Consider the following 21,881-nt stretch of genomic DNA (forward strand, 5'->3'; position numbering starts at 1 on the left):
GGGGGGTGTTCCCTCGGGCCCATGCTGACCCCGCGCCCCACCGATCCCAACGCCGCCGCGCATGAGAAACTGTATCGGTCGCTGCGCCAGCAGGTCATGCATGGCGAGCTGGACCCCGGCCAGCCGCTGACGCTGCGGGGCCTGGGGCGGGCCTATGGCGTCTCGATGACCCCCGCGCGCGAGGCCGTTCGGCGGCTGGTGGCGGAGGGGGCGCTGACCCTGTCCTCCTCGGGCCGGATCTCGACGCCCGAGCTTACGCCCGAGCGGATCGAGGAACTGGCCGCGATCCGGGCGCTGCTGGAGCCGGAAATGGCCGCCCGAGCCCTCCCCCGCGCCCATTTCGCGCTGATCGAGCGGTTGACGGCGATCAACCTGATGAACGGCGAGGCGGCGGTGAAGGGGGATGCGGTGGCCTATGTGCGCACCAACCTCGAGTTCCACCGGACCCTCTACCTGCGCGCCCAGACCCCGGCGATGCTGGCGATGTGCGAGACGGTCTGGCTGCAGCTGGGGCCGACGATGCGGGCGCTCTATTCCCGGGTCAAGCGGAGGGAGCCGCCGCAACACCACCGGATGATCCTGGCGGCCCTGAAGGCGGGGGACGAGCCGGGCCTGCGGCTGGCAGTCAGGACCGACGTGACCCAGGGGCTGCGGCATCTGGCGGGGTGAGTGTCCACGCGTGCACAGTCTTGCGACCGCAAGGATATCAAATGGTTGGCCGTGGGCGTTAACGAAGCATTAGGAACTCTGGCCAGGCACCGCGGGTCCGCTTTTCGCCTGCCCCCTGGGGATTGGGCCCGACGGCCGGCCAGTATCAGCGTACTTGCGGGCGCGGTCGGGATCGGCGAATCTGGCGCGGACGTTCCGCCAATTCGAGTTTGGGCATGACAACATCGACCGGGATCAAGGCATCGCTGAAGCGCATAGTCGCGCGAAGCAGGAAGATCGAGGTTGCGCCCGGATTCCGAGGCGCCAGCGGCCTGCGCTATGTGACTTTCTTCGAGCGGCTGCATGCCCGGGCGGCCTTCGACTGGTACATGGAGATCGGCTGCCGTTCCGGCCAGATCTTCCGGCACGCCCAGGGACGGACGATCGCGGTGGACCCCTTCTTCCAGGTCGAGCGCAACGTGATCGGCACGAAGCCCGCCATGTTCGCCTTCCAGCAGACCAGCGACGACTTCTTCGCGTCGGGTTTTCTGGAGCGGAATGCGATCCGGCTTTCGGCCAGCTTCCTGGACGGGATGCACCTGTTCGAATTCCTGCTGCGGGACTTCATGAATACCGAGGACCGCTCGCATGAGGACGGCGTGATCCTGATGCATGATTGCAGTCCCTATGACCTTGCGATGACCAGCCGCGACTATTCGGACCGGAGCGGATTGCCCTGGACGGGGGATGTCTGGAAACTGCTTCCCATCCTGCAAGAGCATCGGCCGGACCTTGCCGTCGAGGTGCTGGATTGCTCGCCCACCGGGCTCGTCCTGGTCAGGGGCTTGTCGCCTGGCAATCGGGTGCTGCGGGATCGCTATGACTCGATCGTCCGGGCCTATGCGGATCTTACGCTGGAGGCTTTCGGGATCGAACGGTTCTTCGCGTCTTTCGCCCATGTCGATGCCGCCGCCGAAGCGGATGCAGGGTTTCCCAGGTTCCGGCCGGTGATGATCGAGCCGACCCATGTCGCAAGGCCCGAGCGGTCCAGCCCCTGAACTGCCCGGAGTCCAGGGCCGACCGGCTTTACCGGCTTCTGTGCGTGATCTCACAGAAGCCATGTCGATTTACGCATTGGCGCGGTGGCCGCACTGCCCCATCTTCAGCGCAAGCCATTCATCAGGAGAGACCCATGTCCATCCGTCCCGTCATCGAGACCCGCCGCGCCCAACCTCACATCGAAGGCGCGGGCGTCCACCTCCACCGTGCCTTCGGGTTCCAGGACCCGACGGAAGCCGACCCGTTCCTCTTGTTCGACGATTTCCGGGGCGATCAGCCGCGCGACTACTCGGCCGGCTTCCCCTGGCACCCGCACCGGGGGATCGAAACGATCACCTATGTGCTGGCGGGGACCGTGGAGCACGGCGATTCCCTGGGCAACAAGGGCATCCTCGGGCCGGGGTCGTTGCAGCTGATGACGGCGGGGCGGGGGATCCTGCACCAGGAGATGCCGAAGGGCGATGCGCAGGGCCGGATGCACGGCTTCCAGCTCTGGGGCAACCTGCCCAAGGCGCTGAAGATGACCGCGCCGCGCTATCAGGACATGCCGGCAGAGGCGCTGCCCGAGCGGCATGAGGACGACGGCACCAGCATTCGCGTGGTGATCGGCGACTGGCGCGGGGTGAAAAGCCCGGTGGACGGGATCGCCGCGGATCCGCAGTATCTGGACGTCTTCGTGCCCGCGGGCAAGCGCAAGAGTTTCAAGATCGACACCCGCCGCCGGGCCTTCGCCTATGTCTTCGAGGGATCGGCCAGCTTCCGCGATGCGGCGCGGCCCGAAGGGGTGCTGCTGGAGAAGGAAGTGCAGGGCCGCGAGGTCAACATCCGCGACCTTTCCGGCAACCGCACGCTGGTCCGCTTCGGGGCGGGGGACGAGGTGGGGGTGACGGCGGGGCCGGAGGGGGTGCGGTTCCTGCTGGTCTCGGGCGCGCCGATCGAGGAGCCGGTGGCCTGGGCCGGGCCGATCGTGATGAACACCGAGGCCGAGTTGCGCCAGGCCTTCACCGAATTGCGCAACGGGACCTTCATCCGTCCGGCGCATTGACGTAAAGGGCTCGTCGTTCGACTTCGTCTCCTCCTCGCCGGCTGAACCGCTGCGAGGAGTGACGAAGTCATCGACGAGCGGTCCGGTCAGGCGTGGATCGCGCCGTCGCCGCAGGCCAGCGCCGCCTCGCGCACCGCTTCGCTGTAGGTCGGATGGGCGTGGCAGGTGAGGGCGAGATCCTGGGCCGATGCGCCGAATTCCATCGCGACGCAGACCTCGTGGATCAGGTCGCCCGCGGCCGGACCGATGATATGGCAGCCGAGGATGCGGTCGGTCTCCTTGTCGGCGATGAGCTTGACGAAGCCCTCGGCCTGGAACACGGCCTTGGCGCGGGCGTTGCCCATGAAGGGGAATTTTCCGACCTTGTAGGCGCGGCCTTCCTCCTTCAGCTGCTCCTCGGTCTTGCCGACCGAGGCAACCTCGGGCGTGGTGTAGATCACGCCGGGGATCACGCCGTAGTTCACATGGCCATGCTTGCCGGACAGGATCTCGGCCACGGCCATGCCTTCATCCTCGGCCTTGTGGGCGAGCATCGGGCCGGCGATGGCGTCGCCGATGGCGTAGAGCCCGGGGATGTTGGTGGCGAAATGGGCGTCGGTCTTGACCGTGCCGCGCGGGCCCATCTCCACCCCCAGGGCTTCGAGGCCGAGGCCCTGGGTGTAGGGTTTGCGGCCTGTGGCGACGAGGACGATGTCGGCGTCGAGGGTGGCCTCGGAGTCGTTCTTCTTCAGCTTGTAGCTGACGGTCGCGCCGGTCTTGGTCTTCTTGACCGACTGGACGGCGGCGCCGAGGACGAACTTCAGCCCCTGCTTCGTCAGGATGCGCTGGAAGGTCTTGGCGACCTCGGCGTCCATGCCGGGGGTGATGGCGTCGAGGTATTCGACCACGGTGACTTGCGTCCCGAGGCGGGCGTAGACCGAGCCCATCTCCAGTCCGATCACGCCCGCGCCGATGACCACCATCGACTTCGGCGGTTTCGCCAGGGTGAGGGCGCCGGTGGAGGTGACGACGGTCTGCTCGTCGATTTCGACGCCGGGCCGGGAGGAGGCCTCGGAGCCGGTGGCGATGACGATGTTCTTCGCGGAATGGGTCTCCTCGCCGACCTTGACCTGGCCGGGGACGGGGATTGTGGCCCAGCCCTTCAGCCAGGTGACCTTGTTCTTCTTGAACAGGAACTCGATCCCCTTGGTGTTGCCTTGGACGACATCGGCCTTGTAGGCCTGCATCTTCGCCCAGTCGACGGTGGGGTTGGCGCCCATGAGGCCCATCTTCTCGAAGTTCTCATGCGTCTCGTGCAGCAGGTGCGTGGCGTGCAGGAGCGCCTTCGACGGGATGCAGCCGACGTTCAGGCAGGTGCCGCCCAGGGTCTCGCGCCCCTCGACGACGGCGACCTTCTGGCCGAGTTGCGCGGCGCGGATGGCGGCGACATAGCCGCCGGGGCCGGCGCCGATGATGATGGTGTCGAATTCTGCCATGGTCGGGTCCTTGGTTGACCGGCGGGCCGGGGGTTTCACACCCCCGGACCCCCGTGGGATATTTGTGAACAGAAGAAGGTGTCAGATGAGAGCTGCCACCAGCATGATGAGGGTTGCGAGGAAGCCTACCGCCCAGATCGCCGAGCGCCAAGGGCGCCAGCCGAAGGCATAGGCGGGGACGTAGAGCAGGCGCGCGGCGAGGTAGGTCCAGGCGGCATGGCGGGTGACCTCGGTCGACTGGTTGCCAAGCGTCACGACGACCACTGCGAGGGTGAAGAGGATCAGGGCCTCGAAATGGTTGTTCAGCGCGCGCTGCAGGCGGGCGGTGATGAGGGAGAGCTGGCGCGAGGGCGGGCGGTCGCGGGCGCTGGAGGTATAGCCCACCCCGAGTTCGCGGTTCGCGGGGATCGCGAACAGGGCGTATTGCAGGGCCTGCAAGAGACCGGCGAGGGCCAGGGCGGTCAGTTCGGGGGTCATGGTCCGGCCTCGGGCATGGCTTCGGGCAGGGCGCGGGCGAGTTCGGTGAAGTCGCGGCGGTGCCAGCGCCGGGACCATCCGTCCTGGGCGGCGCAGTATTCCTGCACTTCGGCGAAGGGGGTGTCGGGGGCCGGCATCAGCGCCTCGGGCCGGGCGGCGGTGCGGAAGGCCTGGATCGCCTGGGCCGGCACGTTCCGTTCGGCGAGAAGCGCGAGCGCGGCACCGACATCGTCTTGCCAGAAGGCGAGGGCGGTCTCGTGGTCGGCCGCATCCAGCGCGGTGCAGGTGAGGAAGACCCGCTGCTCGGAGAGCGCGGTGGTCAGGAGGATATCGGCGGTGGGGGAGCCGGTGGGAATGATCTGGGCGGCGGCGGGGGTGGCGAGGAGTGTCACGGCCGCGAGGAGGGCCAGCGGGCGGCCCCCCGCTCCCGCCCCACGAGGGGGAGGGGAGGCGCTTGTCGCGGCGGTGGCGGCGGGGCGGTGCATCCGATGGCTTTCGTAGGGTGCGCTACAGCGCACCGTGGGATGGTGCGCTGTAGCGCACCCTAAGACTCAAGCGCCTGCTCAAGTTTCTGAAAATGCAACATCAAGCGCAATGAAGCGTTTCAAGAGATTCTGATAAGTCGTTTCATTTGCGCTCATACACCAAATTGAGACCGCATTTCCTACGTCCTCCATGAATGGAGCGCGAGCCTGAGAAAACTTATTGTATATTTGGATTATGAATGCGATATCATCGCTTTCCGGGAAATCAAAGTGACGAAAGATTGCCGCAAGCGCAGACTTCTCAAAATCTGATCCCAAACATGCCGAAAGGTGGTTACTTGCTATCATCAAGAAAAGGCCCTTCGTCGGGAGTTGGACTTCCCTGCCGGATTGCACTTCCAATGATGAAGAAAGCTTGCTAGCCGAGATGGCAACTAGCATCTCCTTGTCTTTCGATTCCGAAGCGTTGATCCCAAGTGTCGCCAATGATCGAAAGAGGCGCAGAACACCATCGGCATCCAGGGCTCGGCGACCTGAAGGTGCTTTGTTGGTCTGTTCTTCTGGCTTCGCGGAGCGACTGAAAGGCCACATGGAAGTTACTCCCTATAGACGATACTTTCGGGCTTTTCCGACAACTTACAAATCCATCAGCAGGCGCCTCGGGTCCTCCAGCGCCTCCTTCACCCGCACCAGGAAGGTCACCGCCCCCTTGCCGTCCACGATCCGGTGGTCATACGACAGCGCCAGATACATCATCGGCCGGATGACGATCTGGCCGTTCACCACCACGGGGCGGTCCTGGATCTTGTGCATGCCGAGGATGCCGGACTGCGGCGGGTTCAGGATCGGCGAGGACATCAGCGAGCCGTAGACGCCGCCGTTCGAGATGGTGAAGCTGCCGCCCTGGAGCTCGGCCATGCTGAGCTTGCCGTCGCGGGCGCGCAGGCCAAGCTCGCCGATCTTCTTCTCGATCTGGGCAAAGCCCATCTGGTCGGCGTCGCGGACCACCGGGACGACGAGGCCGGAGGGCGTGCCCACGGCCACGCCCATGTGGACGTAGTTCTTGTAGACGATGTCGCCGCCGTCGATCTCGGCGTTGACCTCGGGGACTTCCTTCAGCGCATGGGTGCAGGCCTTCACGAAGAAGGACATGAAGCCGAGCTTGACCCCATGCTTCTTCTCGAACGCGTCCTTGTATTCGTTGCGGAGCGACATGATGCCGGACATGTCGACCTCGTTGTAGGTCGTCAGCATCGCGGCGGTGTTCTGCGCGTCCTTCAGGCGGCGCGCGATCGTGGCGCGCAGCCGGGTCATCTTGACGCGTTCCTCGCGCGCCGCATCCTCGGCCGGGACCGGCGCGCGGGGAACGGCGGCGGGGGCGGGCGCGGCGGTCGGCGCGGCGGCGGCGGGGGCGGGGGTCGCCACGGCCTTGGCGACGTCTTCCTTCATCACGCGGCCGTCGCGGCCGGTGCCCTTGACCTCATCGGCGGAAAGCCCGGCCTCGGCCATGGCCTTCTTGGCGGAGGGGGCGTTCTCGACGTCGGCGCGGGGGGTGACTTCCTCGGTCCCGGCGCCAGGCGAGCCGACGGCGGCGGCGGCCTCGATCTTCGGATCCTGGGTCTTGGGCTTCTGGGCCGGGGCGGTGGCGCCCTCGGTCACGATGGCGAGGCGGGCGTTGGCGGCGACGGTCGTGCCCTCGGGGGCCAGGATCTCGGCCAGCACGCCCGATACGGGGGAGGGCACCTCGACCGAGACCTTGTCGGTCTCGAGTTCGCACAGCATCTCGTCCTGTTTCACGGCGTCGCCGGGTTTCTTGAACCAGGTCGAAACGGTGGCCTCGGACACGGATTCGCCAAGGGCGGGCACCATAACGTCAGTCATTGTCAGTCTCCGGTCTTTCCAAGGTCAGTTCAGGCCGAGGGCCTGGGCGACGAGGGTTTGCTGTTCGTGCTTGTGGCGGGAGGCCAGGCCCGTGGCGGGCGAGGCCGAGGCCTTGCGGCCGGCGTAGGACATGCGGGTGGTCTTGCCGCGCACCCGGGTCAGGATCGTCTCCATGTCGGGCTCGACGAACAGCCAGGCGCCCTGGTTCTTCGGTTCCTCCTGGCACCAGACGAATTCCGCCTTCGGGAAGCGGGCAAGCTCCTGGCCGAGCGAGATCGTGGGCAGCGGGTAGAGCTGTTCCACTCGCAGGAGGTAGACATCGTCCAGCCCCTGCGCGTCGCGTTCGGCGAGGAGATCGTAATAGACCTTGCCCGAGCAGAGGACGACGCGCCTGATCTGGTCGTCGGGTTTGAGCACCTGCGTCGAGTTGCCCTTCTGCGCATCGTCCCAGAGGACGCGGTGGAAGGTCGAGCCGTCGGTGAAATCCTCGGCCCGGGAGATGCACATCGGATGGCGCAAGAGCGACTTCGGCGTCATCAGGATCAGCGGCTTGCGGTAGGTCCGGTGCAGCTGGCGGCGCAGGATGTGGAAGTAGTTCGCCGGGGTCGAGCAGTTGGCGACGATCCAGTTGTCCTCGGCCGAGAGTTGCAGGAAGCGTTCCAGGCGCGCGGAGGAATGTTCCGGACCCTGACCCTCGAAGCCGTGCGGCAGCAGGACGACGAGGCCGGACATCCGCAGCCATTTCGATTCGCCCGAGTTCACGAACTGGTCGAACATGATCTGCGCGCCGTTGGCGAAGTCGCCGAACTGCGCCTCCCACAGGGTGAGCGCGTTCGGCTCGGCCAGGCTGTAGCCGTATTCGAAGCCGAGGACGGCGTATTCGGAAAGCATCGAGTCGATGACCTCATACCGCGCCTGGCCGGCGCGGATATGGTTCAGCGGGTAATAGCGTTCCTCGGTGGTCTGGTCGACCCAGCCGGAATGGCGCTGGCTGAAGGTGCCGCGGGTGCAGTCCTGGCCGGAGAGGCGGACGGCGAAGCCTTCGGTCTGCAGCGAGCCGAAGGCCAGCGCCTCGGCCGTGGCCCAGTCGAAGCCCTGGCCCTTGGCGAACATCTCCTTCTTCGCCTCGAGCTGGCGGGCGACGGTCTTGTGCATGTCGAAGCCGTCGGGGACGCGGGTCAGGGCGGCGCCGACCTCGGCCAGCGTCTCGGCCTTGATCCAGGTCTCGCCGCGCTGGTAGTTGTTCAGGTCCTTGGTGGCGAGGTTCTTCCAGCGCCCGTCCAGCCAGTCGGCCTTGTTCGGCAGGAAGGCCTTGCCGGCCTCGAATTCCTCGTTCAGCCGGGCCTGGAAGGCGGCCTTCATCTGCTCGATCTCGCCCTCGGGGATCAGCCCGTCGGCGACAAGACGGTCGGTGTAGAGCTGCAGCGTGGTCTTCTGCTTGCGGATGCGGTTGTACATCGCCGGGTTGGTGAACATCGGCTCGTCGCCTTCGTTGTGACCGAAGCGGCGGTAGCAGAAGATGTCGATCACCACGTCCTTGTGGAACTGCTGGCGGAACTCGGTCGCCACGCGGGCGGCATGGACCACGGCCTCGGGGTCGTCGCCGTTGACGTGGAAGATCGGCGCCTCAACCATGAGCGCGATGTCGGTCGGGTAGGGCGAGGTGCGGCTGAAGGACGGAGCGGTGGTGAAGCCGATCTGGTTGTTGACGATGATGTGGATGCAGCCGCCGGTGCGGTGGCCCTTGATGCCGGAAAGCTGGAGGCATTCGGCCACGACGCCCTGGCCGGCGAAGGCCGCGTCGCCGTGCAGAAGGATCGGCAGCACCGCCACGCGTTCCGCGACGTCGTTCATCTGGTCCTGCTTGGCGCGGACCTTGCCGAGGACGACCGGGTTCACCGCCTCGAGGTGCGAGGGGTTCGCGGTGAGCGAGAGGTGGACCTTGTTGCCGTCGAACTCGCGGTCCGATGAGGCGCCGAGATGGTATTTCACGTCGCCGGAGCCATCCACGTCCTCGGGCTTGTAGCTGCCGCCCTGGAATTCGTGGAAGATCGCCCGGTAGGGCTTTTGCATCACGTTGGCGAGGATGTTCAGCCGGCCGCGGTGCGGCATGCCGATGATGATGTCCTTGACCCCCAGCGCGCCGCCGCGCTTGACGATTTGCTCCATCGCCGGGATCAGCGCCTCGCCGCCGTCGAGGCCGAAGCGCTTGGTGCCCATGTACTTGACATGGAGGAACTTCTCGTAGCCCTCGGCCTCGACCAGCTTGTTCAGGATCGCCTTGCGGCCCTCGCGGGTGAAGGCGATCTCCTTGCCGTAGCCCTCGATCCGCTCCTTCAGCCAGGCGGATTGCTCGGGGTCGGAGATGTGCATGTATTGCAGCGCGAAGGTGCCGCAATAGGTGCGCTTCAGGATGTCGAGGATCTCGCGCATCGAGGCATGAGTCAGGCCCAGCACGTTGTCGATGAAGATCGGCCGGTCCATGTCGGCTTCGGTGAAGCCGTAGGAGGCGGGGTCGAGCTCGGGGTGGGGGGGCTTGGCGGCGATGCCCAGCGGGTCGAGGTCGGCGGCGAGGTGGCCGCGGATCCGGTAGGCGCGGATGATCATCAGCGCGCGGATGGAATCGAGCACGGCGCGCTGGATCTGGTCTTCGCTGATCTGCACGCCCTGTTCGGCGGCCTTGGCGGCGATCTTCGCGCCCGCGGCCCTGGCCTCTTTCGCCGGAGGAGCCGGCCATTCCCCCGTCAGCGCGGCGGTGAGGTCGTCGGCCGGGACCGGCGGCCAGTCGGCGCGCGCCCAGGACGGACCATGCGCGGCGCGCTTGGTGTCCACCTCGTTGTCGCCGAGCGCCCGGAAGAACTCGGCCCACCCAGGATCGACGCTGCCGGGGTCCTGTGCATGGCGGGCGGCCAGCTGGTCGACGTAATCGGCATTGGCCCCGTCGAGGAAGGACGAGGCGGCGAAGGCGGCGGTGGGGGATTGGTCGGTCATCTCGCGTTTCCTTGTGGGGCGGGGTTGTCTCCGCCAAGAAAGAGTCGGGCTGAAGCCCGACCTACGCCTTGATCGCTTTCAGCACGGCCTCGCCCAGGCCAGCGGGGCTGTCGGCGACCACGATCCCGGCGCGTTTCATCGCCTCGATCTTCGAGCCCGCGTCGCCCTTGCCGCCTGCCACGATGGCGCCGGCATGGCCCATGCGGCGGCCCGGGGGGGCGGTGCGGCCGGCGATGAAGCCGGCGGTGGGCTTCCAGCGGCCTTTCTTCTTCTCGTCGGCGAGGAACTGGGCGGCATCTTCCTCGGCGCTGCCCCCGATCTCGCCGATCATGATGATGGAATGGGTGTCGGGGTCGGCAAGGAACATTTCCAACACGTCGATGTGTTCGGTGCCCTTGATCGGGTCGCCGCCGATGCCGACGGCGGTGGTCTGGCCGAGGCCCACGTCGGTCGTCTGCTTCACCGCCTCATAGGTCAGCGTGCCGGAGCGGGAGACGACGCCGACCGAACCTTTCGAGAAGATCGAGCCCGGCATGATGCCGATCTTGCATTCGCCCGGGGTCAGCACGCCGGGGCAGTTCGGGCCGATCAGCCGCGACTTCGAGTTGATGAGCGCGCGCTTGACCTTCATCATGTCGAGGACCGGGATGCCCTCGGTGATGCAGACGATCAGCGGGATCTCGGCGTCGATGGCTTCCAGGATCGAGTCGGCGGCGAAGGGCGGCGGGACATAGATCGCGGTGGCGTCCGCGCCGGTCCTGGCGACGGCCTCATGGACCGAGTCGAAGACGGGGAGGCCGAGGTGCTCGGTCCCGCCCTTGCCGGGGGTCACGCCGCCGACCATTTGCGTGCCGTAGGCGATGGCCTGTTCGGAGTGGAAGGTGCCCTGCGAGCCGGTGAAGCCCTGGCAGATGACGCGGGTGGATTTGTTGACGAGGACGGACATGCGGGTTCCTTTGTCTTTCGTAGGGTGGGCAATCTGCCCACCATGCCGGGCGGTGGTGGGCAGATTGCCCACCCTACGTGTTATCCTTTGACGGCCTTCACGATCTTCTCGGCGCCGTCCTTCAGGTCATCGGCGGCGATGACGTTCAGCCCCGACTTGCGGATGATGTCCTTGCCTAGTTCGACGTTGGTGCCCTCCAGCCGGACGACCAGCGGGACCTTGAGGCCGACTTCCTTGACGGCCGCGATCACGCCCTCGGCGATGATGTCGCAGCGCATGATGCCGCCGAAGATGTTGACGAGGATGCCTTTGACGTTCGGGTCCGAGGTGATGATCTTGAAGGCCTCGGTCACCTTCTCCTTCGTCGCCCCGCCGCCCACGTCAAGGAAGTTGGCGGGCTCGGCGCCGTAGAGCTTGATGATGTCCATCGTGGCCATCGCGAGGCCCGCGCCGTTGACCATGCAGCCGATCTCGCCATCAAGGGCGATGTAGTTCAGGTCGAACTTCGACGCCGCCAGTTCCTTCGGGTCCTCCTCGGTCTCGTCGCGCAGCGCGGCGATGTCGGGGTGGCGGTAGATCGCGTTGCCGTCGAAGCCCATCTTGGCGTCGAGGAGGCGCAGCGTGCCGTCCTTCAAGACGCAGAACGGGTTGATCTCCAGCATGTCCATGTCCTTGTCGAGGAACAGCTGGTAGAGCTTCTTGACGATCTGAACGCAGGACTTGACCTGCTGGCCGGTCAGCCCCAGCGCGAAGGCCACGCGGCGGCCGTGGAAGTCCTGCAACCCGGTCGCGGGATCGACGGTGATGGTCAGGATCTTCTCGGGCGTCTCGTGCGCCACGTCCTCGATCGACATGCCGCCCTCGGTCGAGGCGACGATGGAGACGCGGCTGGTCTGGCGGTCGATCAGCAGGGCGAGGTAGAACTCGCGCTCGATGTCCGAGCCGTCCTCGATGTAGATGCGGTTGACCTGCTTGCCCGCCGCGCCGGTCTGCAGGGTGACGAGGGTGCGGCCCAGCATCTGGCGGGCGAATTCGGCGGCCTCGCCGACCGAGCGCGCCAGGCGGACGCCGCCCTTCTCGCCGGCCTCGGGTTCCTTGAAATGGCCCTTGCCGCGGCCGCCGGCGTGGATCTGCGCCTTGACCACCCAGAGCGGCCCGTCAAGCTCGCCGGCGGCGGTCTTGGCCTCCTCGGCCCGCAGGACGACGCGGCCGTCGGAAACCGGGATGCCGTAGCTGCGCAGCAGCGCCTTGGCCTGATATTCGTGGATGTTCATGGCGCAGCACCTGTCCGTTGGAGAAGCTTGCCGCCTCATCGCATGGTTCGCGGCACTTTCCTACGGAGATCACGGGGTTTTGGCTGCGAAAGGCCGGAAAAATAAGGCTTGTGATCACAGTTTCGCGGCGTGTGATCACAAGAAGGAAACGTGTGATCACACGATGGCCGCCCTCTGCCGGTTTCGAATCGCCGGGTCGGGGGCGGGACAAATTTCTTCGAGGAAATCTGCATGATCCTTCAAAGGATCTCGGCTTCCGCCCGTCAGTTCAGGAAGATGGCGAACAGGACGCCGTCGCCCGAGACCAGCGTCTCGAAGTCGCGCCAGGACTGGGTGGAAAGCCGGGTGCCGGTCTCGGCATAGGGCAGGAGGCCCTCGCCCTGGATCCAGCTGACCAGGTCTACGGCGGGCGGGTTCTCGAAGGCCTTCTTCAGGTTGATCCCGGCCGCGCCGCCATAGCGCCAGTGCGGGATCAGAAGCTCGCCGTTCAGGGCCTTTTCGGCGTCGGCCAGCACGGCCTGCCAGCGCCCGGAGGTCTCGGGCGGGACGAAGAGGCCGAGGCCCGAGACCTGGGTCGCGTTCGGCACCCATTCGTTGCGGTTGTCGGTTTCCAGCGCGACCAGCGACCAGAAGCGGCGGTTCTCGGCGATCATGGCCAGAAGGTGGGCGTGGGCATCGGCGGCCAGCGCCTTGTCGGGGGTCTGCGACAGGGCGTGCAGGACCATGGCGATGCGGTCGACCTGACGGCCGAACATCATGTCGAAGGCATTGGGCGGCGGCACGTCGCCCCAGAGCGCACGCATCGCGACCGAGCTCTCCATTACCCGGCGGATCGCGGGTTCAGGGTCGTAGGCCAGCGCGGCCGAGGCGAAGCCGGACAGGAGATTCGTATAGGCCGACAACCAGGCGGCATCGGCAGTGTCGAAGGTGATCACCGGATCGTCGACCGGAGCGCCCGTGGCCCGCCCGCCGCCCAGGATGAGCCCGGCGACCGAGCCCAGATCCTCGCCCGCACTGCGTGCCCCGTCGCCGTCGATGTCGAACCAGAGGTCGGCAAGGCGGATGTCCAGCGCGAAGGGCCGGTCGCCAAGCTGGGCCAGCGCGGTGCGGGCATCCTCCATGTCGGCGTCCAGCCCCTTCAGCAGCGTGGTGAAATCGGCCGGCTCGAAGGGCCGCGCGGCGGGGTTCTCGGGGATCGGCAGCCGCAGGATCGGCAGTTCCGACCAGTCGGATTGCATCCCGGTCTGCCAGCGCAACTGCAGCGCGGCCTCGATCCCGCCGAGAAAGCGCAGGCCGGCAAGGGCGAAGAGCTCTTCGTTCGTGGGGGCGGGCAGGGCGGCCAGCCGGGCCTCGGTCGGGGCGAGGCCGCTGCGGGCGATCTCCTCGGACAGGGTTTCGGCACTGGCGGGGGCGGCGAGCAGGGCAAGGGTGAGCGTGAGAGCGCGCATCGGGGAACTCCGGCTTGGTCGGGGCGAGTCTGGCGGAGCGGGCGGGGCGGGGCAAGTCGGGAATGGCATTGCCGCGCGGGGCTTGCTAGCTGTGGACCATGCGTCATGTGATCTCGCTCTCGACGATTCCGCCACGCTTCCACCAGCTTGGCCCGGCCCTGGCCTCGCTGCTGCGGCAGACCTCGCGCCCCGAGGCGGTTGAGCTGTATATCCCCCGGTCCTACCGGCGCTTTCCGGACTGGGTCGGCGGCTTGCCGGAGGTGCCGGAGGGGGTGCGGATCGTGCGGGTGGAGGAGGACCTCGGCCCCGCGACCAAGGTCCTGCCCGCCGCCCGGGCCTGGCGAGGGCAGGGGGTGGAGCTGCTGTATGCGGATGACGACCACCACTACGCGCCAGGCTGGGCGGCGCGATTTCTGGCGGTCCGGCGTCAGCATCCCGAAGCGGCGGTCTGTGCCGCGGCCACGACCCTCGAGCGCATGGGCCGGCCATGGTCCGCGCCGCGCTCCGAGCCGGTGGCCGTCATCGCGCCGGGGTTTCCCGAGCAGTTCGGCTTTCACCTGCGCCGTCTGGGCAGGGTCATCGGCGGGCGGCTGCTGCTGTCGCGGACGGCGCAGCCAAGATTGCTGGCGCAGTTCCGCAAGCTGGACCGTTCCGGCCATGCCGATATCGCCGAGGGCTATGCGGGCGTCGCGCTGCGCCCCGAGTTCCTGGACGATGCCGCCTTCGATATCCCGCCGGTGGTCTGGTCGGTGGATGATGTCTGGCTTTCGGGACACCTTGCCCGGCGGGGCATCCCGATCTGGGCCGACCGCCGCCTGAACCTTGCCCGGGCGGTCCTGCCCCTGTCGCGGGTTGCGCCGCTCTATTCGGCGGTCATCGAGGGCGCCGACCGCATGGCTGCGAACCGGGCCTGCATCGACCACATGCGCCGGGCCTATGGGATCTGGGGCGGGGTGGCGGACCAGAGCACCTGACCGCGCGGCAGGAGCATCGGCTTCAGCCGGGGAACGAAGCCGGCGGCGCGGATGGCGGCCTCGGTCGCGGCTTTGCCCACATGGTAGGGCGGGCGGTCGGGATGGGTCACGACACCGTCGGGCTGGCGGGCGGGGCCGGGTGTTTCGGAGTGAAAGACGGTGAAGATGGCCGCCCGGAGGTTGGAGAAGCGGCGCAGGTTTCCGAGGGCCGTCGCCAGCGCCGGGGCGGGCAGATGGGTGAAGACGCCGAAGGCGATGGCCAGCGTGATCGTGTCGGGGACGCCGGGAAAGGCGAAGGCGGCGTCCTCGATCAGGCGGTCCTCGGGCAGGCGCGCGGGGTCGGGAAGTTCGTGGAGCCGCCCGTGCCGCATCAGGGCCAGCGAGGCGTCGGTGCCCCAGTAGTGGCCGGGTTTCAGGAAGGGGACGGCCTTGTGGCCGAGGCGGAGGGCGCCGCAGCCGATGTCGAGAAGGTGGTCCTCGGGCGTCATCCCCTCGGCCAGGAGGGCGGCCATCTGGACACGTCCGGTCTCGTCCCAGCGGCCGCCGACGATGTCGCGGTGCCGGCCCCTGGCGATAGCCTCGTCATAGAAGCCGGGGGCGAGGTAGGGCGAGACGAGCCTGGTCAGCTCTTGTCGTCCTTCTTCGCCGCCGCCTTCATCCGGGCGAGGAGGTCTTCCTTGGTCTCGCGCGGCGGGGTCGTGGCCTTGGGCGCGCCCTTCCGGGCGTGGTCGGGTCCGCGGGGGGTGCGGCGGGCCCCCTTGGGGTTGCCGGATTTCGAGTAGTCCATCGGGGCCCTCCGGAAAAGAATGTGGCCCTTGGGGATGCCGGATTTGCGGGCGGGGGGCAAGGGGGTGTCGTGGCGCCACGCGTGGACAGGGAGTGGAGCGCAGGGAAATCAATGGGTTGGGTTTGGACGTTAGGGATGCGTTAAGGGTTGAGTCTGGCGCGTGCCCCGCATCCCCGGCCCATCCCGCAGAGGGGGGGCGGCGGGTTGGGGTGGGGAGTCGGGGCAGGCCCCGACCTACGCGGGCGGCGCGCTTGTCAGGGGGAAACGGTCGAGGGCAACTGCCGGTGGTCGGGAAAGTCGGGGCACTTCCCGACCTGCGAATGAAAAGGGCGGCACCCGGGGGATGCCGCCCTTGGAAGTGATGTTGGTGCCGCCTTACGCCAGCGTCGGGTCGATGCCCTTGCAGGCGGTCACGAGGCCCTTCACCGCGTCGACCGACTTGTCGAACATGGTCTTCTCGGTGGCGTCGAGCTTGACCTCGACCACACGCTCCACCCCGCCGGCACCCAGGATCACCGGGACGCCGACATAGAGGCCGTCGAGCCCATAGGCGCCCTTCACATGGGCGGCGCAGGGCAGGAGGCGCTTCTGGTCCTTGAGATAGGCCTCAGCCATTTCCACCGCGCTGGCGGCGGGGGCGTAGAAGGCCGAGCCGGTCTTGAGAAGGCCCACGATCTCGGCCCCGCCGTCGCGGGTGCGCTGGACGATGGCGTCGAGCTTCTCCTGCGTGGTCCAGCCCATCGCGACGAGGTCCGGCAGGGGAATGCCGCCGACGGTGGAGTAGCGGACCGAAGGCACCATCGTGTCGCCGTGGCCGCCGAGGACGAAGGCGGTCACGTCCTTCATCGAGACGTTGAACTCGACCGAGAGGAAGTGGCGGAAGCGGGCCGAGTCGAGCACGCCGGCCATGCCGACGACCTTTTCGTGCGGCAGGCCCGAGAATTCGCGCAGCGCCCAGACCATGGCGTCGAGCGGGTTGGTGATGCAGATCACGAAGGCGTTCGGAGCGTATTGCCTGATGCCTTCGCCGACCGACTTCATCACCTTGAGGTTGATGCCCAGGAGGTCGTCGCGGCTCATCCCCGGCTTGCGGGGCACGCCGGCGGTGACGATGCAGACGTCGGCGCCGGCGATGTCGGCATAGGTGTTGGTGCCCGAGAGCGCCGCGTCGAAGCCTTCGACCGGGCCGGACTGCGCGAGGTCGAGCGCCTTGCCTTGCGGCGTGCCCTCGGCGATGTCGAACAGGACGACGTCGCCCAGTTCCTTCAGCGCGACGAGATGCGCGAGCGTGCCGCCGATCTGACCGGCGCCGATGAGGGCGATCTTGGGTCTGGCCATGGAAGCCTCCTTGGGGGTGAATCGGGGCGAGGCGTAGCCCCTAAACGCGCGCCTGTCCAGTCTTGGCCCCGGTTTGGTATACAATTGTATGCGAAATCTCCGCCCTTCCGGCCGGGAGGAAACGGCGTTAGCGGTAGCGGGTGCGGAGGGCGGCATGGACGGGATCGGGTTCTGGCTGGCGGCGGTGCTGGCGTCGGCGCTGGTGGGGATGGGCAAGGGCGGCGTGCCGGTGGTGGGGATGCTGGGCGTGCCGGTCATGGCGCTGGTGATGAACCCGGTGATGGCGGCGGGGCTGCTGTTGCCGGTCTATGTCGTCTCGGACGCCTTCGGGCTTTATGCCTATCGCCGCGCCTTCGACCGCAGGGTGCTGGCGATCCTGCTGCCGGGGGCGGTGGCGGGGATCGGGCTGGGCTGGGCCACGGCCAGCCTGGTGCCCGAGGCGGCGGTGACGCTGCTGGTCGGCGCGATCGGCCTGGCCTTCGCGCTGAACATCCTTTTGCGGCGACCGAAGGAGGTGGTCCCGCAGCGGGCCGAGGTCGCGCCGGGCCTGTTCTGGGGCGCGGTGACCGGGTTCACCAGCTTTGTCAGCCATGCGGGCGCGCCGCCCTATCAGCTGTATACCCTGCCGCTGGGCATGCCGAAGGCGGTCTTCGCCGGGACCGCGACCATCGCCTTCGCGGTGATCAATGCGGTGAAGCTGGTGCCCTATTACGCGCTGGGCCAGCTGGATGCGGGGAACCTGAAACTGGCGGCGGTGCTGGCGCTGCCGGCGGTGATCGCGGTCTTTGCCGGGGTGCGGCTGGTGCAGGTGCTGCCGGAGCGGCTGTTCTTCCGGCTGGTGGTCTGGGCGCTGGCGCTGATCTCGGTCAAGCTGGTCTGGGACGGGGTCAGCGGGCTGATCTGACCCGGAAGCTGCGCAAACGGGGCCGGGGGGCTTTGGCTGCGCCTCGGGCCGTGGCAGGCTGGGGCGAAAGGATTCCGCCATGCTGCCCGATGCCGATCTGCTTTATGCCGCCCTTGCCGCGCGTGACCCGGCCTTCGAGGGGCGCGCCTTCGCCTGTGTCAGGACCACCGGAATCTTCTGCCGCCTGACCTGCCCGGCCCGCACCGCGAAGCGCGGGAATGTCAGCTTCCGCGCCAGCGTTGCCGACTGTCTGGCCGAGGGCTTCCGGCCCTGCAGGCGATGCTTTCCGGCCGGCCGACCCGACTGACGGCTTTCGCTGCGATGCGGCATTATTGGTCTTGCCGTTTGTGTCGGATTCATGCTTTCAAGCGCAAGAATCTTGCGCTGAGGTGAGTCGTGTCGCGTCCCTGTCGCTCTGTCCTCTATATTCCGGCCTCGAAGGAGCGCGCGCTTGAGAAGGCGCGTGACCTGGCGGCCGATGCGATCATCTTCGACCTCGAGGATGCGGTCGCGCCCGAGGAGAAGGCCCGCGCCCGGCGGCTGCTGGTCGCGGATCTGGAGCGGGGCGGTTTCGGCCAGCGGCTGCGGATCGTGCGGGTGAACGGGCTGGACACCCCCTGGGGCGCGGCGGACATGCTGGCCTTCGCGGCGCATCCGGGGGTGGATGCGGTGCTGGTGCCCAAGGTGAACGGGCCGGAGGATCTGGACGCGGCGGCGGCGCGGGTGGCCAAGCCGCTCTGGGCGATGCTGGAGACGGCGAAGGGCTGCCTGACCCCCGGACCGATCGCGGCGCATCCGCGGCTGGAGGGGCTGGTGATGGGCACCAACGACCTTGCGCGCGAACTGGGCGCGCGGGCGCGGGCGGACCGGATGCCGCTGATGGCGGCGCTGGGGACCTGCCTCATGGCGGCGAAGGCCGCGGGCAAGCCGATCGTGGACGGGGTGTTCAACGCCTTCAGGGACGAGGCGGGGCTGCGGGCGGAATGCGAGCAGGGCCGCGACATGGGCTTCGACGGCAAGACGCTGATCCATCCGGCGCAACTGGACATCGCGAACGAGGTCTTTGCGCCCTCGGAGGCGGAGGTGGCGCTGGCGCGGCGGCAGATCGCGGCCCATGCCGAGGCGCTGGCGCGGGGCGAGGGCGTGGCGGTGGTCGACGGCCGGATCGTGGAGAACCTGCATGTCGCGACGGCGAAGCTTCTGATCGGGAAGGCCGAGGCGATTGCGGCGCGGTCGATTGCAGTGGGGGCGGTTTAGGGGCAGGCTGCGGCCCGTGAACCGGCAGGAGGCTTTGCGATGACATTGATCGTTCTGGGACTGGCGCTGTGGTGGGGCGCGCATCTCTTCAAGCGCCTGGCCCCGGCCGCGCGCGCAGGGATGGGCGACGCCGGCAAGGGGCTGGTTGCGGCCGGCGTGCTGGCGGGACTGGTGCTGATGGTCCTGGGCTATCGCGGGGTCGAGCAGGTGGACCTGTGGTATCCGCCGCGCTTCCTGACGCATCTGAACAACCTGCTGATGATGATCGCGGTCTATCTTTTCGCCACCAGCGTGACGAAGACGCGGATCACCGGCGTGATCCGGCATCCGCAGCTGACGGCGGTGAAGACCTGGGCCGTGGCGCATCTTCTGGTGAACGGCGATCTGGCGAGCCTGCTGCTGTTCGGCGGGCTGCTGGTCTGGGCCGTGGTCGAGGTGATCCTGATCAACCGCGCCGAGCCGCGCCCGGCGCCGCCGCCGCCCGCGCCCATGAGCCGCGAGATCGGCACGGTGCTGGGGGCGCTGGTGGTGTTCGGGGCGATCGCCTGGGTGCACAACTGGCTGGGCTACTGGCCCTATGGCTGAGGTCGGAGCGGGGGTTTCACACCCCCGCACCCCCGTGGAGTATTTCTCCAAGAGGAAGCGCAAGTTTTAATCGAATTTTCGGGGTCTGGGGGAAGATGAAGCTGTATCGGTTCCTGAGCGCGGAGGACACTTCGGCCTTCTGTCACAAGGTGACGGCGGCCTTGAACAAGGGGTGGGAGCTCTATGGCTCTCCGACCTATGCCTATGACGCGGGCGCGGGCGCGATGCGCTGCGGGCAGGCGGTGGTTAAGGATGTGGCGGGGGACTATCACCCCGAGCTGAAGCTGGGGGAGCAATGAAGACCAATCCGGGCCGGTTCTTCGAGGATTACAGCCTTGGCGAGGTGATCCGCCATGCGGTGCCGCGCACGGTGGGCGCGGGCGAACGGGCGCTTTACCATGCGCTTTATCCGGCGCGGGGGGCGGTGTCTTCCTCGGACGAGTTCGCGCGCTCGGTCGGGTTGGCGGCGAGCCCGCTGGACGACCTGGTGGCCTTTCATACGGTCTTCGGCAAGACGGTGCCGGACATCAGCCTGAACGCGGTGGCGAACCTGGGCTATGCCGAGGGGCGCTGGCTGCGGCCGGTCTGGCCGGGGGACACGTTGCGCTCGGAATCCGAGGTGATCGGGTTGAAGGAGACTTCGTCGGGGACGACGGGGGTGGTCTGGGTGCGGACGCGCGGGCTGAACCAGCGCGGCGAGGCGGTGCTGGACTATGTCCGCTGGGTGCTGGTGCGCAAGCGGTGGCGCGAGGTCGAGGTGCCGGTGCATGTGCCGGAACTGGCGCCGGTGGTGGCGCCGGAGGCGCTGGTGGTGCCGGAAGGGCTGGACTTCGGCCGGCATGACTTCGGCCTGTCCGGCGAGCCGCACCGCTGGGGCGACTATGCGGTGGGCGAGGTGATCGACCATGTCGATGCGGTGACGGTCGAGGAGGCCGAGCACATGCTGGCGACGCGGCTGTGGCAGAACACCGCCAAGGTGCATTTCGACGTGACCCAGCGCGAGGATGGCAAGCGGCTGATCTATGGCGGCCATGTGATCAGCCTGGCGCGCAGCCTGTCGTTCAACGGCCTGGCCAATGCGCATTTCATCGCCGGCTTGAACGCGGGCGCGCATGTGAACCCCTGTTTCGCGGGCGATACGGTGCGGGCCTGGTCCGAGGTGCTGGACCGCGCCGAGACCGCGGCGCCCTCGGTCGGCGCGCTGCGGCTGCGGCTGGTGGCGACGCGGGGCGCGGCCGGGGAATTGCGGGGCGCGGACGGGAAATACCTGCCCGAGGTGCTGCTGGATCTGGATTACTGGGCGTTGCTGCCGCGCTGAGTCGGGGGGACGCCAAACGGCGGCCTTCCCGTGATCACAGCCCGGAAATTCGTGATCACAAAGCGGAAAAACTTGCGCGGATAGCGAAAACATCTCGCAAATGCGGCATTCCATGGCGTGACACCGGCGAAATCCGCGTTATTGAAGAGAAGCAATCGAAGCCATCCGGCCGGACCCTCGCGCCGCGGCCGGGACAGCGACGAAGGAAAGCACGATGGCTGCACCGAAGCGGGTCGAACGGCCCCTCTCCCCGTTCATGATCGGGCCGTATTACCGGCCGCAGATGACCTCGATCTCGTCGATCCTGACGCGGATCACCGGAAACGCGCTGGTGGTGGGCGTGCTGCTGGCGGTCTGGTGGCTTCTGGCGGCGGCGACCTCGGAGGAGTATTTCGCGGTCGCCGATGCGGTCGCGACCAGCTGGTTCGGCGATCTGGTGTTCACCCTCTCGCTCTGGGCGGTGTGGTATCACTATCTGGCCGGGCTGCGGCACCTCTATTTCGATGCGGGCAAGGGGCTGGACGTCCCGACGGCGGAAAAGCTGGGCTGGGCCTGCATCATCGGTTCGGTCGTGCTGACCGTGCTGACCATCCTTCTGGTCCAGTGAGGCAAGACATGCGTTATCTGACCGCACGCAAGCGCGCCGAGTTCCGGGGTTCGGCGCATCACGGCACGGAACACCACTGGTCGATGATGGTCTCGGCCGTGGGGCTGGCCCTCCTGGTTCCGGTCTGGCTTTACATCTTCGGCGCGGCCCTGGGCGGCACGCGCGAGGAGGTGCTGGCCACCTTCGCCCGGCCCTTCCCGGCGATCGTGACCGGGCTTCTGCTGGTCGTGGGGATGCGCCATTTCGCGATGGGCGCGACCACGATGATCGAGGATTACACCCGCGGCACGATGCGCAAGATGCTGATCATCGGCGTGATCGCGCTGTCCTGGGCGGTCGCCGCGACGGGGCTGTTCGCCCTGGTCCGCATCGCGCTTTGAAG

Annotated in this window: 23 protein-coding genes and 1 pseudogene; 12 read left to right on the plus strand and 12 right to left on the minus strand. The window is 67.5% G+C overall.

What is annotated here, in order from left to right; genetic code table 11:
• Positions 1-21: 21 nt before the first annotated feature.
• The 3 genes from I7S92_RS12515 to I7S92_RS12525 all read left to right on the plus strand — a co-directional run bounded on the left by I7S92_RS12515 (position 22) and on the right by I7S92_RS12525 (position 2,752).
• Positions 22-669, plus strand: a complete 648-nt coding sequence (locus I7S92_RS12515) for a GntR family transcriptional regulator (RefSeq protein WP_197644764.1) — start codon at positions 22-24, stop codon at positions 667-669.
• Positions 670-884: 215 nt separating this feature from the next.
• Complete coding sequence (locus I7S92_RS12520) at positions 885-1,706, plus strand: class I SAM-dependent methyltransferase (protein ID WP_197644766.1); 822 nt, start codon at positions 885-887, stop codon at positions 1,704-1,706.
• Positions 1,707-1,840: 134 nt separating this feature from the next.
• A complete protein-coding gene (locus I7S92_RS12525; protein WP_197644768.1) occupies positions 1,841-2,752 on the plus strand; it encodes a pirin family protein in 912 nt (303 codons plus the stop codon).
• A gap of 86 nt (positions 2,753-2,838) precedes the next feature.
• On the opposite strand, the gene lpdA is transcribed toward I7S92_RS12525, so the two are convergent.
• The 9 genes and pseudogenes from lpdA to I7S92_RS12570 all read right to left on the minus strand — a co-directional run bounded on the left by lpdA (position 2,839) and on the right by I7S92_RS12570 (position 13,729).
• Complete coding sequence (gene lpdA / locus I7S92_RS12530) at positions 2,839-4,227, minus strand: dihydrolipoyl dehydrogenase (protein ID WP_197644770.1); 1,389 nt, start codon at positions 4,225-4,227, stop codon at positions 2,839-2,841.
• 81 nt (positions 4,228-4,308) lie between these two features.
• On the minus strand, positions 4,309-4,704 hold the full coding sequence (locus tag I7S92_RS12535; protein WP_197644773.1) for an MAPEG family protein: 396 nt from the start codon (positions 4,702-4,704) through the stop codon (positions 4,309-4,311).
• Complete coding sequence (locus I7S92_RS12540; protein WP_197644775.1) at positions 4,701-5,096, minus strand: hypothetical protein; 396 nt, start codon at positions 5,094-5,096, stop codon at positions 4,701-4,703. Before I7S92_RS12540 ends, I7S92_RS12535 begins: the two co-directional genes overlap by 4 nt.
• A gap of 171 nt (positions 5,097-5,267) precedes the next feature.
• Positions 5,268-5,780, minus strand: coding sequence for a hypothetical protein (locus I7S92_RS12545; protein WP_197644777.1), 513 nt, complete (start codon positions 5,778-5,780; stop codon positions 5,268-5,270).
• A gap of 45 nt (positions 5,781-5,825) precedes the next feature.
• A pseudogene (gene odhB / locus I7S92_RS12550) lies at positions 5,826-7,070 on the minus strand (2-oxoglutarate dehydrogenase complex dihydrolipoyllysine-residue succinyltransferase); the annotation flags it as partial.
• A gap of 24 nt (positions 7,071-7,094) precedes the next feature.
• Positions 7,095-10,061: a 2-oxoglutarate dehydrogenase E1 component gene (locus I7S92_RS12555; protein ID WP_197644780.1), complete on the minus strand. Its 2,967-nt coding sequence runs from the start codon at positions 10,059-10,061 to the stop codon at positions 7,095-7,097.
• Between the two features lie 61 nt (positions 10,062-10,122).
• Positions 10,123-11,007 (minus strand): succinate--CoA ligase subunit alpha, encoded by an 885-nt coding sequence (gene sucD / locus I7S92_RS12560; RefSeq protein WP_197644782.1) that lies wholly within the window; start codon positions 11,005-11,007, stop codon positions 10,123-10,125.
• Between the two features lie 80 nt (positions 11,008-11,087).
• Positions 11,088-12,281, minus strand: coding sequence for an ADP-forming succinate--CoA ligase subunit beta (sucC, locus tag I7S92_RS12565; protein ID WP_197644784.1), 1,194 nt, complete (start codon positions 12,279-12,281; stop codon positions 11,088-11,090).
• Positions 12,282-12,544: 263 nt separating this feature from the next.
• Complete coding sequence (locus I7S92_RS12570) at positions 12,545-13,729, minus strand: hypothetical protein (RefSeq protein WP_197644786.1); 1,185 nt, start codon at positions 13,727-13,729, stop codon at positions 12,545-12,547.
• A 98-nt stretch (positions 13,730-13,827) separates the two neighbouring features.
• Here I7S92_RS12570 and I7S92_RS12575 point away from each other — a divergent pair, with 98 nt between their 5' ends.
• Positions 13,828-14,703 (plus strand): glycosyltransferase family A protein, encoded by an 876-nt coding sequence (locus I7S92_RS12575; RefSeq protein ID WP_197644788.1) that lies wholly within the window; start codon positions 13,828-13,830, stop codon positions 14,701-14,703.
• Here the strand turns inward: I7S92_RS12575 and I7S92_RS12580 are convergent.
• From I7S92_RS12580 to mdh, 3 genes are all read right to left on the minus strand, one after another.
• A complete protein-coding gene (locus I7S92_RS12580) occupies positions 14,664-15,215 on the minus strand; it encodes a class I SAM-dependent methyltransferase (protein WP_242070198.1) in 552 nt (183 codons plus the stop codon). The two genes, I7S92_RS12575 and I7S92_RS12580, sit on opposite strands and share 40 nt — an antisense overlap.
• A 110-nt stretch (positions 15,216-15,325) precedes the next feature.
• Complete coding sequence (locus I7S92_RS12585; protein ID WP_197644985.1) at positions 15,326-15,490, minus strand: hypothetical protein; 165 nt, start codon at positions 15,488-15,490, stop codon at positions 15,326-15,328.
• Positions 15,491-15,865: 375 nt separating this feature from the next.
• Positions 15,866-16,828, minus strand: coding sequence for a malate dehydrogenase (mdh, locus tag I7S92_RS12590; RefSeq protein WP_197644791.1), 963 nt, complete (start codon positions 16,826-16,828; stop codon positions 15,866-15,868).
• Between the two features lie 154 nt (positions 16,829-16,982).
• On the opposite strand from mdh, the gene I7S92_RS12595 reads away from it, so the two are divergent.
• From I7S92_RS12595 to sdhD, 8 genes are all read left to right on the plus strand, one after another.
• Positions 16,983-17,732 (plus strand): sulfite exporter TauE/SafE family protein, encoded by a 750-nt coding sequence (locus I7S92_RS12595; protein ID WP_197644793.1) that lies wholly within the window; start codon positions 16,983-16,985, stop codon positions 17,730-17,732.
• A gap of 79 nt (positions 17,733-17,811) precedes the next feature.
• Positions 17,812-18,039 (plus strand): Ada metal-binding domain-containing protein, encoded by a 228-nt coding sequence (locus I7S92_RS12600; protein ID WP_197644796.1) that lies wholly within the window; start codon positions 17,812-17,814, stop codon positions 18,037-18,039.
• Positions 18,040-18,128: 89 nt separating this feature from the next.
• The gene (locus tag I7S92_RS12605) at positions 18,129-18,989 is read left to right on the plus strand and encodes an HpcH/HpaI aldolase/citrate lyase family protein (RefSeq protein ID WP_197644799.1); all 861 of its coding nucleotides are present in this window, start codon (positions 18,129-18,131) and stop codon (positions 18,987-18,989) included.
• A 39-nt stretch (positions 18,990-19,028) separates the two neighbouring features.
• Complete coding sequence (locus I7S92_RS12610; RefSeq protein ID WP_197644801.1) at positions 19,029-19,574, plus strand: NnrU family protein; 546 nt, start codon at positions 19,029-19,031, stop codon at positions 19,572-19,574.
• A 95-nt stretch (positions 19,575-19,669) separates the two neighbouring features.
• Complete coding sequence (locus I7S92_RS12615; RefSeq protein ID WP_197644803.1) at positions 19,670-19,873, plus strand: DUF1737 domain-containing protein; 204 nt, start codon at positions 19,670-19,672, stop codon at positions 19,871-19,873.
• On the plus strand, positions 19,870-20,892 hold the full coding sequence (locus tag I7S92_RS12620; protein WP_197644806.1) for a MaoC family dehydratase: 1,023 nt from the start codon (positions 19,870-19,872) through the stop codon (positions 20,890-20,892). Before I7S92_RS12615 ends, I7S92_RS12620 begins: the two co-directional genes overlap by 4 nt.
• 214 nt (positions 20,893-21,106) lie before the next feature.
• Positions 21,107-21,499: a succinate dehydrogenase, cytochrome b556 subunit gene (sdhC, locus tag I7S92_RS12625; RefSeq protein ID WP_197644809.1), complete on the plus strand. Its 393-nt coding sequence runs from the start codon at positions 21,107-21,109 to the stop codon at positions 21,497-21,499.
• Positions 21,500-21,507: 8 nt separating this feature from the next.
• Positions 21,508-21,879 carry a succinate dehydrogenase, hydrophobic membrane anchor protein gene (gene sdhD / locus I7S92_RS12630; RefSeq protein ID WP_197644812.1) on the plus strand — a complete coding sequence of 124 codons (372 nt, stop codon included), beginning with the start codon at positions 21,508-21,510 and terminating at the stop codon, positions 21,877-21,879.
• Positions 21,880-21,881 lie beyond the last annotated feature (2 nt).

This window comes from Tabrizicola soli (assembly GCF_015999335.1).
Lineage (GTDB): Bacteria > Pseudomonadota > Alphaproteobacteria > Rhodobacterales > Rhodobacteraceae > Tabrizicola > Tabrizicola soli.

Excerpts from the sequence above, each read along its gene's own strand:
- I7S92_RS12515 (WP_197644764.1), top strand. The coding sequence starts at position 22 with ATGCTGACCCCGCGCCCCACCGATCCCAACGCCGCCGCGCATGAGAAA.
- I7S92_RS12520 (WP_197644766.1), top strand. The coding sequence starts at position 885 with ATGACAACATCGACCGGGATCAAGGCATCGCTGAAGCGCATAGTCGCG.
- I7S92_RS12525 (WP_197644768.1), top strand. The coding sequence starts at position 1,841 with ATGTCCATCCGTCCCGTCATCGAGACCCGCCGCGCCCAACCTCACATC.
- lpdA (WP_197644770.1), bottom strand. The coding sequence starts at position 4,227 with ATGGCAGAATTCGACACCATCATCATCGGCGCCGGCCCCGGCGGCTAT.
- I7S92_RS12535 (WP_197644773.1), bottom strand. The coding sequence starts at position 4,704 with ATGACCCCCGAACTGACCGCCCTGGCCCTCGCCGGTCTCTTGCAGGCC.
- I7S92_RS12545 (WP_197644777.1), bottom strand. The coding sequence starts at position 5,780 with ATGTGGCCTTTCAGTCGCTCCGCGAAGCCAGAAGAACAGACCAACAAA.
- I7S92_RS12555 (WP_197644780.1), bottom strand. The coding sequence starts at position 10,061 with ATGACCGACCAATCCCCCACCGCCGCCTTCGCCGCCTCGTCCTTCCTC.
- sucD (WP_197644782.1), bottom strand. The coding sequence starts at position 11,007 with ATGTCCGTCCTCGTCAACAAATCCACCCGCGTCATCTGCCAGGGCTTC.
- sucC (WP_197644784.1), bottom strand. The coding sequence starts at position 12,281 with ATGAACATCCACGAATATCAGGCCAAGGCGCTGCTGCGCAGCTACGGC.
- I7S92_RS12570 (WP_197644786.1), bottom strand. The coding sequence starts at position 13,729 with ATGCGCGCTCTCACGCTCACCCTTGCCCTGCTCGCCGCCCCCGCCAGT.
- I7S92_RS12575 (WP_197644788.1), top strand. The coding sequence starts at position 13,828 with ATGCGTCATGTGATCTCGCTCTCGACGATTCCGCCACGCTTCCACCAG.
- I7S92_RS12580 (WP_242070198.1), bottom strand. The coding sequence starts at position 15,215 with ATGGCCGCCCTCCTGGCCGAGGGGATGACGCCCGAGGACCACCTTCTC.
- I7S92_RS12585 (WP_197644985.1), bottom strand. The coding sequence starts at position 15,490 with ATGGACTACTCGAAATCCGGCAACCCCAAGGGGGCCCGCCGCACCCCC.
- mdh (WP_197644791.1), bottom strand. The coding sequence starts at position 16,828 with ATGGCCAGACCCAAGATCGCCCTCATCGGCGCCGGTCAGATCGGCGGC.
- I7S92_RS12595 (WP_197644793.1), top strand. The coding sequence starts at position 16,983 with ATGGACGGGATCGGGTTCTGGCTGGCGGCGGTGCTGGCGTCGGCGCTG.
- I7S92_RS12600 (WP_197644796.1), top strand. The coding sequence starts at position 17,812 with ATGCTGCCCGATGCCGATCTGCTTTATGCCGCCCTTGCCGCGCGTGAC.
- I7S92_RS12610 (WP_197644801.1), top strand. The coding sequence starts at position 19,029 with ATGACATTGATCGTTCTGGGACTGGCGCTGTGGTGGGGCGCGCATCTC.
- I7S92_RS12615 (WP_197644803.1), top strand. The coding sequence starts at position 19,670 with ATGAAGCTGTATCGGTTCCTGAGCGCGGAGGACACTTCGGCCTTCTGT.
- I7S92_RS12620 (WP_197644806.1), top strand. The coding sequence starts at position 19,870 with ATGAAGACCAATCCGGGCCGGTTCTTCGAGGATTACAGCCTTGGCGAG.
- sdhC (WP_197644809.1), top strand. The coding sequence starts at position 21,107 with ATGGCTGCACCGAAGCGGGTCGAACGGCCCCTCTCCCCGTTCATGATC.
- sdhD (WP_197644812.1), top strand. The coding sequence starts at position 21,508 with ATGCGTTATCTGACCGCACGCAAGCGCGCCGAGTTCCGGGGTTCGGCG.